This is a genomic window from Singulisphaera chitinilytica (assembly GCF_049331405.1).
In the GTDB taxonomy this organism is placed as follows: domain Bacteria; phylum Planctomycetota; class Planctomycetia; order Isosphaerales; family Isosphaeraceae; genus PoT.
Genome location: NZ_CP186274.1, coordinates 1,915,697 through 1,928,796 on the forward strand (window position 1 = coordinate 1,915,697; position 13,100 = coordinate 1,928,796).

Genomic DNA, 13,100 nt, shown 5'->3' on the forward strand with positions numbered 1-13,100 from the left:
TGTGGATCACTTCGCGATCGGCTGATAGGAGAACGCGTCGAAGAATTCGTTGGCATCGTGGCCGTTGATTCGTTTCTGACTGCCCGCCACGGAGAGCAGATAGACCCTGCGGCCGAGGACGATGGACTTGAACCGCATGTGGGTCGAAATCGGCCTGGTCGCATCGATGGAGAACTGTCGCGCGGGGCGGGCCGCGAGCATCGTCTCTCCCTGGTCGCGAGGCTCGCCGCCGAATTGCTTCGCGACCTCGTCGCGGGCGGCATCCAGGACAGCTTCCGGGCCCTTGTCCCGGAGGGAGTCGGGGATTTCGATCACCCGGAACTCATAAGTCATCCCCGCGGCGTCGCAACCCCAGGTCTGGTTCTCGCCCCCGAGAAGCCCGGGCTTTTGCCGGATGTCCACATGCTCAGGGGCCTGGATGTGCCACTCCCCTTCGTCGGTCTTGCTCTGGCGATAGTGCCAGCCCTTGAAGGAAAAACCTTTCGCCTTGTTCATGAGGATTTTCGCATTCTTCTCGCGAATCTCCTTCATCGTGGCGAGCGGGAGGTAGGGGATTTCGCTCCATTGCATGAGGCGATCCCCCAGGATCACGTACTGGACCTCGGCCTGGCGGTAATGTCCGCTCTCGTAGCAGAAGGTCGCGTACTTGCTCCGGGCGAGGTCGTCCGTCGGATGATGCTTCAGGTACTCGTCGTAGACGGACGAGATATCGGCCCAGACCTCGGGCATCGCCAGGTATTTGGACTTTTCGTTGCCGAGCATGGTGGAGAGCCGGTAATGCGCATCGGCGACCAGCAGCGTGATGCCGGTCCGCGAGTTCTTCGTGTCGCGGCAGGCACGGCCGAAGGCGATCATTTCCTCGGCGGTGCCGTGCCACTTGGGATCAAGCCAATCGAGCTTCGAGAAGCAGATCATCCGATCGTCGCCGTTGGCCTTGATCGCGCGGTCGAACCAGAGTTCCATCGTCTCCCGATCGCCGCCGACCCCCTTGTCGATCTCCATGAGACATTGCGGGACCTCGATCGAATCGGGCTCGACCTCCCAGGCCTCTTTGAGGGCCTTCTTGGCGATGGCAAGACGCTTCTCCATCGTTTCGAAGCCCCCCTTGGGGACGTCGGGGGCGAACGCGATCGTGCGGGCTTCCCATCCGAACGTGAGCCAGAACTTCCCGCGGAGGAGGAGCCTGAGGTACTTGGCGCCGGCGACCCGCTCGAGGCCGGCGTCGACGATGTTGTAGGCTTCCACCGGGGGGGCGCCGAGGGTTCGATGGCCCCTGATCAAATCCAGCAGCGTCGAGTCCCAGTTGGCCTCCCAGAACGCATTGTGCTCGTCCTTGGCCACGCTCTCTTCGATCAGGGCGAGAGCGGCGTCGAAGTCGCGACGGGCCGCTTCGCGGTTTTCTTCGCTCGGGTTCTGGCCGGCGAGGGCCATCTCGCCGCTGAAGCGCAGGGCCACGGCGCGGCGAAAGGCAGGATATTGGCTAGCCGCGAGCCCCTTGGCCGCGGCCTGGGCTCGACGAATCAACTCCTCTTCGCCGGGATAATTCTCCCCGACCGACGTCCTGGCATAGACATACGCCAGCAACGGGTCATCGCAGCCGGCATCCACGGCGGCCCTGGCCCCTTTGTAGATCTCGTCGTAAGTCACTTGCGGATCGACCGTCAGGCTGAAATGGCGGGCGGCCAGGTCGAAGGCCTTGCGCGCCGGCTCGTCCCAGCGAGGGTCCTTCTTGCCGACCTTTTCATAGGCCTCGCCGAGCGTCCTGCGGTTCCAGGCCAGCATGTCATCACGACGCTTCTTGATCGCCTCGGGATCCTGCGGGATCGGCGCCATGGGAGTCTTGTCCGCCTGCTGGAGGACCGAGAAACCGGCCTCGGACCTGGGCCAGGGTTTCGGGGCCCGGGGACTGACCGCGGGCTCATCCGGCTCGGCCGAAGTGTCGATGGGCTTTGCCGATGCGGCCGCCGCGGCCTGGAGGGATTCCACCTGCTGTAGCTGATGGCGAACGCCAAAGAGTACAGCGACCGAGGCCAGAACAATCAGGCCGTAGACCAGCACGCGTCGCATGGGGGGACGAACCTCCGGCGCGAGATATATCGAAGATCGGCGTTCAAGATTCAAGGGGGGAAGAGGGATTATTTTAGTACTACTCCTTTCATACTTTCAAGATAGGACTGGATTAGGAGCCTGCAAGATGGCACGACTCTCGAATTCTCGCGGGAGGCGTTTCCCTTATGAAATCATGAACACATGATTGTTTTACGACGGATCCGGATCTGGCCGGATCGAGGGTTTCGCGAGGCTCGGCGGCTCAATCTTGGGGCGCGATGGGATTCGCTTCTGTTTCTGATGAGGCTGATCCGGGAGACTCGGCGAGGCGTCACACGACGGGGCTGCCATCGGCAAGGGTCGCGACGAGCATCGGTACTGCGGGGGCGCCGTTTTCGCGCAGGGCTCGGATGGCGGGAAGGCTGATGAGCGGGTCGAGATTCCGCATTTCGGCGGAAAGATTGCCGACTCGCTGATGCCGGCTCCGGCGCGGGCCTGCATCGTAGACGGCCTCAATCTGCCCATCTTGAGCCGGCATGCCTCGCCGTCTTCTCGGCGCGACAATGCACAAATCGGCGCAAAACCATCATGTCATCAAACAGTTATGAATATTTATGTACAAGTCTGAAAAATCAATCGTTGAATTCGGTGGGACATGTTAATGGGCAATGTCGGGCCCATGATGCCCGGCGGCCAAACGCACCACAACGCTCCCGCGACCCGAGGATCGGAGCAGGGGAGTAGTTCCACGCCCCGGGGAGATGGGTCGGCTCTGCGGCATCTCGCGAGAACCGACGGAAATCCTCGAAAAAGACCCGATGGGAAGGCGACCGCCCCGCTCGAATTGCCCTGAGGGTATCCTCGAAGCGGTCTCACCGGCAACAGAGGTGATACCCCGCAACACGAACGGGAATTCCTTGAGGGATCGCTGGTTTGTCCATTGTTTTCCTGGTAGACCTGCCGCTAGTCTTAGACATCACTCTCGTTCATGAGACCTGGGCCGACCGATCCTCACGTCGAAGAGCTCGCGGTAGATGCCGCGAGCCGGACGGTGGTTCCGGGGATCATCGGGTCGGCCCGCCGGCTCCATCGCGTGTCCCCGACTCGAGGGGGCGACATGATGGATGCCGGATCTGGTTGAGGCTCGTCTTCCGCTCCGAATGAGGTCGTCAGTCGATCCGACGGGATGCGCCGCGAGGCGTCATCCGGCCGGGATGCCCGTCGCGGTCTCGCGCGCGGCCAGCCGGCCGAGTCACGGCACGAACCAGGATAGATACACCAATGGCATCGTCAACGCGTTCGATCGGAGGCGCGTCGCGCGCCCGGAAGTCTCGTCGGGGCAGCGGCCGGAGGTTCTTCCTCGAAGCGCTCGAGGATCGGGCGCTGCTCGCCACGGGGCCGTTCCCCGTCGGCGGGGATCCGGTCGTGAACCCGGCCGACTTCCGGGTCACGACCTTCGCCAGCGGCCTGAACTACCCGCACGGGATGATGAGCCTGTCGGACGGCTCGGTGCTCGTCGGCGTGAATAACCCCAACAACGGCGGCTCGTCGTTCTTCGACTCGACCGGAGAGCTCTTGCGCTTCACCGACGCGGACGGCGACGGCGTCGCCGACGGCCCGGGCACGAGCCTGTACAACGGCCTCGTCGGCGAGGTCACGGCCGTCCACCAGGCCGGGAATTACATCCTGGCGACGAGCAGCCTGGCGGGGAGCGAGCGGATCACGTTCCTCCGCGTCGGGGCCACGCCGGCCGACCCGCTCACGCTCGCCGGGAGCATCGACTTCGGCTTCCCGTCGAACTGGGAGCACACCACCTTCGCCAGCGCGGTGAGGGCGGTCCCCGGGAACCCGTTCGACTATGACGTCTTCTTCAACATCGGCTCGGAGTTCAACGGCGTCGTCATCGGCTCCGACGGCAAGGTCGTCCTCGACTCGAGCGGGAACCCGACCTACACGCCGACCGTCGACACGGTCTCGGCCAGCGGCCTGATCTCCGGGACCCTCAACGGCGACTCCATCTACAAGGTGACGCTGCACGACATCGGCGGGGGCCCCGCGCTCACCGGCCTGACCCAGATCGCCACCGGCCTGCGGAATGCCGCGAGCCTCACGATCGACCAGGCCACCGGCGACCTCTGGATCGCCGACAACGGGATCGACGGCAACGACGGGGGGAACGCGGCCTGGAGCACCGACGAGCTGAACATGATCCCGGCCGCGCAGATCGGCGGGGCCGTCGAGAACTTCGGGTTCCCGTACAGCTACACAAAGACCATCGACAAGCCGGGCGACCCGGTGACGGTCGTCAACCCCGGCCCGAACGTCATCCAGCCGATCGTCGCCTACCAGCCCCTGCCGGATTCGGCCCTGGGCTCGGATGGCTCGCAGAGCGAGGGGGCCTCGGGCCTCGCCCTCTCGCCGGCGCTCTTCCCGGCGGGCCTCAATCAGGGCGTCTTCGTCGGGTTCCACGGCTACTTCAACTCGGGCGGCGTGGACAACCCCGAGAACCCATTCGTCTTCGCCGACCCGAGCACCGGCCACTACTTCGACTTCATCTCGAACGAGGCGCCGAATATCGGCCACCTCGACGAGGCCATGTCGACGGCCGACTCGCTCTTCATCGCGGACATCTCCTCGACGGGCGACATCTTCGGCTCGACCGGGCCGGGCATGGGCGTCATCTACCAGATCAAGGCGATCAACCACGCGCCCTCGATCGCGTCGATCCCCAACCAGTCGGTGCAACGCGGCAAGACGCTGACCGTCCAGGTCGCCGGGTCCGACCCGGACACGACCCAGAGCCTGACGTACTCGCTCGGCGCCAATGCCCCCGCCGGCGCGACGATCGACCCGAGCACCGGCGTCTTCACCTGGACGCCCGACGCCTCGACGACGCTCGGCGACCATTCGATCACGGTCGACGTGACGGATAACGGCATCCCCGCTCAGGGCGCCAGCCGGACGTTCATCGTGACTGTCCAGCAGGCGGCGCCGGTGAACCATCCCCCGGTCATCACGCCGATTCCGGATCAGTCGATCCAGCGGGGTATGCTGCTGACGTTCCAGGTCCAGGCGAGCGACCCGGACCTCGGCCAGACCTTGAAATACTCGCTCGGAGCCGGTGCTCCGCTTGGCGCGAGGATCGACGCGAACACGGGCGTCTTCCTCTGGAGGCCGAGCAACGCGCAGAGCCTCGGGGCCAACCCGATCACGGTCATCGTGACGGATAACGGCAACCCCGTGCAGACCGCCAGCCGGACGTTCAACGTGACCGTCGTCGGCCAGGGGCCGGTCAATAACGCGCCGGTGATCGCGTCGATCCCGAATCAGTCGGTCGAGCAGGGGAAGACGTTGAGCCTCTCGATCGCCGGCTACACGACCGACGTCGACACGCCGCCGCAGACGATCCGCTACAGCCTCGGCTCCAACGCCCCCGTCACCGCGAGGATCGACGCGAACACGGGCCTCTTCACCTGGACCCCCGCGGCAAACCAGGCGATCGGCTCGTACTCGATCACCGTCAACGCGACCGACAACGGCACCCCCGCGAAGACCGGTCAGCAGACCTTCGTGGTCAACGTCATCGCCGCCTCGCAGCCCCCGGTGGTCAACTCGATGAAGGCGCATTCGACCTTCCGAGGCCTGAACATCACCCTCACGTTCTCGGAGCCGCTCGACGCCGCCACCGCGAACGACGCGAGCAACTACCAGTTGCGCGGCCAGGCTGGGATTCCCGGTTCGGGACTCGCGACGACAGGTCTCTCCCGCTGACGGCCTCTTACGACGCGTCGGATAACTCGGTCCGCCTGACGGCCCCGGCCCGCGCCAAGCTCATGCTCCTGCTCGCCCCGCTCCGACTGACGATCTTCGGCTCGTCCTCCGGCGACGTCACCGGCGCCAACGGCAAGCTCCTCGATGGCGACCACGACGGTCAGGCCGGCGGCGACTATGTCGCCTTGATCCGGCGTCGCGTCCTCTTCGCACTCGAGCCCGTCGGCGGCGCGATCTCCGGCCCCCTGACCCCTGCCGGCGGCCCCGTGGACGCGTCCATCGCCGTCGTATCCTCCGGTCCTGGATCCTTCTCCAAGCCCCGCCGCCCGGTCTGACGACACCCTCCCGGCGGCCCCGGCCCCAGCGCCGGGGCCGCTTCCCTCGCGGAGGCGCCTTTGAATCGGCTTCACGCGGCATTGAAGACGTGTTTTTGGGAGAAACCCGTTTCGCAGGAAGTCATTGAAGGAATACGAAAGTCATCGAGAGTATCGGCTCATCCGAGCCACGTTGGATTGAATCGGTTCTCAGGTCCTGGTTCGTATGCCGGTTGAAAGTTGGCGTTTGCGTGCGGGATCGGATCTCGCCAATGGACATCTCCGGGGGCGCTGAAAGAACTCCCAAACTCGCAAGGTTTTCGAGGGAGGCGCCCTACATGCCACGCACTCGAGGCCTTGGGGCATAAGTACATTGGCGATCGGCCTCTGCCCATCGGCGAGACTGTTGGCTTGGGCCACGACTTTCGGGACGATGCGACCCTCGAGATCCACCGAATCCGCGGCCCCGATGCCAGGTGTGGCTTCACGCCTTATCGCCCGTCGATCCAACCTTCCGCGTCCATCGACGCGATATGTACTCGCCTGGAAGCCTTCTCACCCCAGCTGCCCCGGCCTTGCCCTCGGGCAGAATTTCGCTCGTCGTTCGGCTCACATCCGAGGGCACATCATCCCGCGTTTACGGCGACTTGCGGAGATTCGCTCGCCCAGAGCGAACATGTATGGCTTTGATATTTCAACAGTTTGTACAGGAAGCGAGGGCGAAACAGTTCAAGTGGTATAACGCTTGCTTGACCTGAGCGAAATGAAGGACGAAGCTATTTGGTATAGTGGGCAATCCGGCGGTCCCGCAGTCGAGGTATGGGGAGGGCGGCGTGAAAGAGTTCCGCAAGCGAATCGACGAGTTGAAAAACCTCAAGGACGGCTGGAACGCCGGCGATGGGGTTGCCTTCGACCCCGAGGGGCTCGACTGGCTCGCCGAGATGATGAAGTCGGTCTGGGATTTCAAGATGCTGGCCCCTCGCGTCAGCCCGACCCCGGCAGGACACGTCCTGCTCGAGTGGACTTTCCACCGCGTCAACCTCTCCCTCGACCTCGACCTCTCCACGAAGGCAGGCGAGTGGTGTGCCATCGACCTCGACTCTCCCACCAACGCGGGAGACGCCGAAACGCTGGACCTCCGCAGCCGGATCCAGTGGGTCAGGTTGCAGGTCACGACCGTAGCCTGGATGGACCGCGCCGAGGAGGCGAACGCCGAACGCAAGGCCCAGGGGACGAAGTTGGCGGAATCACCCTCTAACGATATGAATGACGTTAAATGAGCGATGTGAAATTCGATCGCGATCGCCAGGCCGCTCTGCGACGACGTGCATCCAGGAAGCGTGGTGTTATCCTATTATGAAATATTCGGCAATTTTTTTGTGTGATGATCACGCCGTGGATTTGACCGAGAGATCACTCGAAACCATCCTATTGATCATTCTCGAAGCAAGATGAGCCTTCTACACTTCGGACGAAATATCGCCCACAACCATTGAGAATCTGTTTGACGTCGCCTCGTCATCCTTGGAAGGCCGAAACGTCCACGACACCAATCGCCTCGTTCCCCTCGGGTTCGCCGGCCAAAGGCCTTGGGCTCGCCCCGGTCGGTTCGGAAGATGTCGAGGGCAGGGCACCCGCCCGAGGTCCGTTCACGCCGCCGGGGTGGTTGCTCCGGGCGACAGGGTGAAGCCGCGTCTAGCCGGCCTCTGGCCCGAAGATTCGACCTGATACGCCGCAACGATTCCTTGACGCTCCCAACTCTCCCTCCTTCGACAATCCCTTCGACGTAAGCTCGCGTTTCCCCTCCCTTCAACGATCGGATCAGGAGGACAAGCGAGGGCGGCGAAACGTCGGCGCACAAGACGTAGGTCCAGGGTGACTTCCCATCTTGCCAGGTTTCGCCAGGGGTTCTGTCGGAGCCTATTATGCCGGCGCGATGGAACGGCCTTATCACCGACGCCACGGGCGGCATGGGCTTTGCATCAATATATCCATTGCGATTTTTCCTTGAAACGCCCGAACCGCGCCCTGTTCACCTGCCCGACGGTGGAGGCCTTCCCCTGACTGCGGCGGGGCGACCACACGCGGCGATGACGGTATCCGAAAGGACCGACCGATGAACATCGTGCAACAATCGGGATGGCGGAAGACCGATCCGGGTGGGGGCTCCGACTTGCGAGCCCTCGACCGCTTCGAGGATGAGGGCGGTCGCGGGCCGGAAGACACGCGCGACCAGAGACGAGCCGTTCCCCCGTCCGCAGCCCCGGTCGGGGACGTCGCCGATCCGGGACGGGTCAGCGTGACTCCGGGCTCCATGGCCGGAACGTTCCAGGTCCATCATGGCGACATCCCCGAGCTTCACGCCGAAGGGGCCACGCCGCGGGAGGCCGCCGTTAATCTGGCCCAGAACCTGGCCCGGGAGATCGAGGACATGGCGGATCACTACCATCGCGGACTGTTCGGGAGGATTCTCGCCGACGTCCGGGCCTTCGTCGAACGGAAGCCCTGACCGGCCACTTCGGGCGAGGCTCCACATAGCATCTCGGCCGCGGCGAGCACCACGGCGTATCCGGCCGTCACGACATCGTCTACATCCTGTGGCCGGGCGACCAGCGGCCGGACCCGATCGAGACGAATCGGGCGGGTCGCACGCCGGGGCGATCAAATGACGGATCAAGGCAGGCTGATCTCAGGGCAATCTGGGGGACAGGCGCAATGTCGGACAAATCAGGACTGATGCCCGGGGAATATATCGACAGGCCGGAACCACCCTTCGTGCAACTCAAGGTCAAGGACCTGGAGCCCGAGCACGGCGAGCGCTTCATCGGGGTCGGTGACGTCGCGGTGGACGTGGACCGGGTGTGCTGGGTCTGGCTCGACGCTCCGGTCTTCGGGAGCGACTTTCAGGACGTTGCCCCCATCATCCTCCGGCGGGCCCGAGACGCCGGATACGAGATTCAGATGGGAGGGCTACCGGAAGAGTCGAATTTCACGCTCATCCCGTCCCCGGACGTCTCCACCTGGGTTCGCGCCAGGGTGGTCTGAGTTCAGGGGGCGGAGGAGGGCCTTCGAGTCATGCAAGCCACCGCCGTCGACTGACGCACCTCACCGGATTGCTGCCTTCCCGCGGGATTCGGCCGGTGCTTCGCGACGGAATGGGGACCCGATCTCGGGATGATACCCATTTTTTGATGATCTGGACTGTTCGTTGCATTTCCGATTCTCGTCCCGCCAATGGAGTCCGCGATGGTCGTCCCCTGGGCCCCTGCGTCGCGTTTCACTCCCGCGGGTGATACACGCCGATGGGAGGACGACGTCGTCTATGCCATCATTATCGAGAAATTCTCCGATGGAGACGCTTCGAACAATGATATGAAAGAGTCTTATGGTGGCGATCGAGGCCGCTATGAGGGAGGTTACTGGGGGGGCGACCTCAAGGGCGTCATCGACAAGCTCGACGACCTGGCGGACCTGGGGATCACCGCGATCTTGCTCTATCCCGTCGTGCAGAACGATGAGAGGCCGATCGGGAAATTCTTGCCGACCGGCTATCGACCGAAAGACTATGAACACGTCGACAGGAACTTCGGCGATATCTCGACCCTGCGCTCGCTCGTCGACGCGGCCCACGCCCGCGGGTTGCGAGTGATCATCGACATGCCGATCACCCTGCCCGGGTTCGAGCATCCGTTCCTCGCCGACCCCGCCAAGAAAAGTTGGTTCGGCCCCCCGACCGAGTACGGAGTGCCTCGCTGGAAGGTCGAGAACCCGGAGGTCGCCGACTACCTGATCGGCGTCTGCAAGCGATGGAAGGAGCGATCGGGGTGCGATGGCTTTCGCATCGACTCGGCGCACCTCCAGCCGGTCTCCTTCTGGAAGCGTTTCGTCGCCGAGCTGAAGGCCGCCCCGCCGGAGGGGATGTTCCTGATTCTGCCGGAGCTCACGATCAACCCCCGGGAGATCGGCGTATTCGTGGCCGAGGCCGGCTTCGACGGGGCTTACGACTTCAGCGCCCTGAGGCTCCGCGAGGTCTTCGGCCAGGGCGAGGATGTGGGGCTGCTCTCGTTCATCGCCCGCGAGGCGAAGCAGTTCTATCCCGCGCCGCGCACCATGATGGCCGCGATCGACAATTACGAGAAGGCCTTTGCGTCGACGGCGAAGGTGCCGAAGGTGGCGCGGACTCGGCTCTCCCTCACGTACATCCTCACGATCGATCGCGTCCCGCTCCTCTACGCCGGCAACGAACTCGGGATCGCGTTCCGCGACGTGGGCAGGGCGTTTCCCGTCGATCGGCAGGATTCCCCCTTCTTGAAGGAAGTGAAAGCACTCATCTCGCTCCGCAAGCGCGAGCCCGCGTTGCGGCGAGGCGACTTCACCGAGTTGGTGGCCCGCGACTCGGTTTATGCGTTCCTACGGAGCTTGGACGAGCAGCGCATCCTCGTCGTGCTCAACAGCTCGGACCGACCACGTGAGTTCGCCATGCCGATCGGCGATCGCAAGTGGAGGGACTACCGGCTGGAGGATCCGATCGCCGGGGAGGTCGTCAAGTCTGACGGCAGCGAGGCGGCGATGACGCTGGAGCCCTTCGGATCGCGGATCGTGAAGATGGGGTGAAGTTGAGTCGAGCTCGGAGCAGGGCCGACGTCATTATCGGGAACGTCCTTGTATGCCGAGGGAGCAGGGGACACTCGCAGACGCTACCGTGCCGGACTTAGGGAGGGGCGAGGGTGGTCCGAAGTCCGCTCACGGGCCGGTGCCCGTCGGGGCGGCGGGTTCGAGGAGTCGTTGAATCTCGTCCCGGAGTCGTTCCGCCAGAATCCGGCGGACGGCCTGTGCGTCCCGGAGGTAATCCGGGATCGAGCGTCCGAGATCGATGGGCTCGCCGATCCGGATGAAGAGATCCCGCCCGGCCAGTTGCCGGGGCCGTTTGGTCCCGTACACTTCCCGCTCCAGCTTGATGACCGTCTCCGCCAGCCGCTCCTGAGACGGGTCTCCTTCCGTATATTGGGGCTGCCAGCCCGCCATCTTGGCCACACTCTCCGAACTGGCGAGGTCCGTGCGGGCCTGCTCCCGATCCTGGGCGCCGGAAGATCCACTCCGGGTCAGAAGGGCCCGCAGGCGGGAGCTGAGACGCCAGGCCCGATCCATCGTCAGGGCCTGGGGGCTGGCGGCGGCCCCGGCGTACCGCGCCTCGGCCTGCGAGAGGATGGCCTGGCGGACCTCCTGCACTCGCTCGCCCAGGTCGGTCAGTCGGTCGGCGGCGGGTCTCAGGTGATGGGCCAGTTCTTGGCGACGGAGCAGGTCCGCCATGATCTGGCTCAACCTTTGCTGGAGGGAGAGGCCTGCGATGCGAATGTCCAGGTATTGCTCCATGACGCGGGTCCGTCGCTCCAGGATGGGGATGATGGGTCTGCGATAGCGGTACTTGAAGGCCACGGGGACGAGGTAGGCCGTCCAGTCCGCCCGGGCCTTCCGCGCCTCGACCACGGCCTGCATTCCGATGTCGACGGCCCCGCTCTTGAACGGCTGCACCAGGTCGTTGAGGTAGTAGATCTCGCCTTCAGGGAAGATGACGAGCACCTCCCGCCCTCGCATCACCACCTCGACGGCATAGCGCTTCGCCTCCTCGTTGTGCGGCCCGCCGCGCTCCACGGAGAACGCCCCGAGCCGTTGGAGCCACCAGCCCGCGACCCCGTACCCCTCGTCGAAGGCCTCGCGGTTCATCATGAAGAGAAACCGACGGCCCGAGCGGCGGGCCAGATCCAGGCAAGCCTTGAAGTCGGTCTCGTCGGCGTGGTTGGGGGTGAGTACGATCCCCGCCCCCTGAGGCAGTGCCATAAGCACGGCCAGATCGTGAGGGTCGAGGTGGAGTCGATTGCGCCGCGCAAGATCGAATCGGAGGAAGGTCTGGACGGCCCGGATGACCCACCCCCAGGGCTTGGCCGGTCGAAAGCTCGGGCCCTCCGACATGGCTCCTCCAGATGCTCCTCGGCGTCAGACCCGCATCCAATGGTGCGGCGAGTCCCTCCTCGCGAGGGCCATCGTGGACGGACAATCCGGGATTTCAGGCCAGGATCGAGGAGCCCACCCGCGACGGACCTGACCGCCTTGACCCCACCATCCTGGGCGGCGATCAGGCCGACCGCCTGCCCGCACCTCTAACGCATCGAGAACACGGGCCGATGGCACAGTCCCGATTGATCAGATGCATATTGAATGCCCGAGACTTCATCATCCGTGATCGTCGCTCAGGGATGCAACAGAACGGGGAGCCGCACGCCGAAACCTTGAATCCGCGAGTGATCGTGGCCGACGCGCGGATTTCCCTCGGCTACATGCATAGCGGGAATCCGATCATGGGCCCGATCGACGCCAGCGTCAAAATCGCCCTGAATGAGGCCCGGCTTCGACAGGATGGCACCTGGGGACATTTCCACGAGATCGGCCACAACCATCAGCACGGCGACTGGACCTTCGACGGCATGGGGGGAGTGACCAACAACCTGATCGTACTCACCAACTTCGACGAGGTCCTCGGCCTCCGGTTCGACTCGGGCCACGAGAACATCCGCGATCGCGATCTGCGGAATCGGCGCATCCGCGAGTTCATGGGCAAGGGCTCTCCGTTCCAGGAATGGAAGTCCGACCCGTCCTCGCCCTGATGATGTGACGACGACATTCGCTTGTGGGATGATATCCGTGAATCGAAGTTGAATCGTGACTCGTGTCGCGAGGTGTCGGGCTATGGAACGCATGCCGTTCGAGTGGCCGAAGGCGAGGATACGCTCAGGGCTTCTTAAATATGGCTACCCGCGTTGTCCAAGAGCGCCGATCGGCGCTCTTGGACAACGCACCCGAACACGAAAGCATCGGGAGCGTCGGCTCGCATCGATCGGGAAGGGCTGGCCATCCGAAGGGGCGTGGAGAGAGGGACCTGATCCATCGCCCAATACAATGCAGAGACCT

The 13,100-nt window shown here is 64.1% G+C and carries 10 protein-coding genes; 7 read left to right on the plus strand and 3 right to left on the minus strand.

Going from position 1 to position 13,100, the window contains the following annotated elements:
* Positions 1 to 6: 6 nt before the first annotated feature.
* Both ACOYYX_RS07735 and ACOYYX_RS07740 read right to left on the minus strand, forming a co-directional pair.
* Positions 7 to 2,067, minus strand: coding sequence for a hypothetical protein (locus ACOYYX_RS07735; protein WP_422929354.1), 2,061 nt, complete (start codon positions 2,065 to 2,067; stop codon positions 7 to 9).
* 313 nt (positions 2,068 to 2,380) lie between these two features.
* Positions 2,381 to 2,587 (minus strand): hypothetical protein, encoded by a 207-nt coding sequence (locus ACOYYX_RS07740; RefSeq protein ID WP_422929355.1) that lies wholly within the window; start codon positions 2,585 to 2,587, stop codon positions 2,381 to 2,383.
* A 743-nt stretch (positions 2,588 to 3,330) separates the two neighbouring features.
* Here ACOYYX_RS07740 and ACOYYX_RS07745 point away from each other — a divergent pair.
* The 6 genes from ACOYYX_RS07745 to ACOYYX_RS07770 all read left to right on the plus strand — a co-directional run bounded on the left by ACOYYX_RS07745 (position 3,331) and on the right by ACOYYX_RS07770 (position 10,748).
* On the plus strand, positions 3,331 to 5,820 hold the full coding sequence (locus tag ACOYYX_RS07745) for a putative Ig domain-containing protein (RefSeq protein ID WP_422929356.1): 2,490 nt from the start codon (positions 3,331 to 3,333) through the stop codon (positions 5,818 to 5,820).
* A 62-nt stretch (positions 5,821 to 5,882) separates the two neighbouring features.
* Positions 5,883 to 6,155: a hypothetical protein gene (locus tag ACOYYX_RS07750; RefSeq protein WP_422929357.1), complete on the plus strand. Its 273-nt coding sequence runs from the start codon at positions 5,883 to 5,885 to the stop codon at positions 6,153 to 6,155.
* Between the two features lie 812 nt (positions 6,156 to 6,967).
* A complete protein-coding gene (locus ACOYYX_RS07755; RefSeq protein WP_422929358.1) occupies positions 6,968 to 7,414 on the plus strand; it encodes a hypothetical protein in 447 nt (148 codons plus the stop codon).
* Between the two features lie 836 nt (positions 7,415 to 8,250).
* A complete protein-coding gene (locus ACOYYX_RS07760) occupies positions 8,251 to 8,643 on the plus strand; it encodes a hypothetical protein (protein ID WP_422929359.1) in 393 nt (130 codons plus the stop codon).
* A gap of 206 nt (positions 8,644 to 8,849) precedes the next feature.
* The gene (locus tag ACOYYX_RS07765; RefSeq protein ID WP_422929360.1) at positions 8,850 to 9,179 is read left to right on the plus strand and encodes a hypothetical protein; all 330 of its coding nucleotides are present in this window, start codon (positions 8,850 to 8,852) and stop codon (positions 9,177 to 9,179) included.
* Positions 9,180 to 9,380: 201 nt separating this feature from the next.
* The gene (locus ACOYYX_RS07770) at positions 9,381 to 10,748 is read left to right on the plus strand and encodes an alpha-amylase family glycosyl hydrolase (RefSeq protein ID WP_422929361.1); all 1,368 of its coding nucleotides are present in this window, start codon (positions 9,381 to 9,383) and stop codon (positions 10,746 to 10,748) included.
* A 129-nt stretch (positions 10,749 to 10,877) separates the two neighbouring features.
* On the opposite strand, the gene ACOYYX_RS07775 is transcribed toward ACOYYX_RS07770, so the two are convergent.
* Entirely contained in the window at positions 10,878 to 12,104 is a 1,227-nt protein-coding gene (locus tag ACOYYX_RS07775; RefSeq protein ID WP_422929362.1) for a lysophospholipid acyltransferase family protein, read from the minus strand.
* A gap of 284 nt (positions 12,105 to 12,388) precedes the next feature.
* On the opposite strand from ACOYYX_RS07775, the gene ACOYYX_RS07780 reads away from it, so the two are divergent.
* On the plus strand, positions 12,389 to 12,796 hold the full coding sequence (locus ACOYYX_RS07780) for a M60 family metallopeptidase (RefSeq protein ID WP_422929363.1): 408 nt from the start codon (positions 12,389 to 12,391) through the stop codon (positions 12,794 to 12,796).
* Positions 12,797 to 13,100: the final 304 nt, after the last annotated feature.

Bases quoted from the DNA above. Each gene is read 5' to 3' on its own strand.
- ACOYYX_RS07770 (WP_422929361.1), top strand. From the start codon at position 9,381: ATGGTCGTCCCCTGGGCCCCTGCGTCGCGTTTCACTCCCGCGGGTGAT.
- ACOYYX_RS07735 (WP_422929354.1), bottom strand. From the start codon at position 2,067: ATGCGACGCGTGCTGGTCTACGGCCTGATTGTTCTGGCCTCGGTCGCT.
- ACOYYX_RS07775 (WP_422929362.1), bottom strand. From the start codon at position 12,104: ATGTCGGAGGGCCCGAGCTTTCGACCGGCCAAGCCCTGGGGGTGGGTC.
- ACOYYX_RS07780 (WP_422929363.1), top strand. From the start codon at position 12,389: ATGCAACAGAACGGGGAGCCGCACGCCGAAACCTTGAATCCGCGAGTG.
- ACOYYX_RS07760 (WP_422929359.1), top strand. From the start codon at position 8,251: ATGAACATCGTGCAACAATCGGGATGGCGGAAGACCGATCCGGGTGGG.
- ACOYYX_RS07740 (WP_422929355.1), bottom strand. From the start codon at position 2,587: ATGCCGGCTCAAGATGGGCAGATTGAGGCCGTCTACGATGCAGGCCCG.
- ACOYYX_RS07745 (WP_422929356.1), top strand. From the start codon at position 3,331: ATGGCATCGTCAACGCGTTCGATCGGAGGCGCGTCGCGCGCCCGGAAG.
- ACOYYX_RS07765 (WP_422929360.1), top strand. From the start codon at position 8,850: ATGTCGGACAAATCAGGACTGATGCCCGGGGAATATATCGACAGGCCG.
- ACOYYX_RS07750 (WP_422929357.1), top strand. From the start codon at position 5,883: ATGCTCCTGCTCGCCCCGCTCCGACTGACGATCTTCGGCTCGTCCTCC.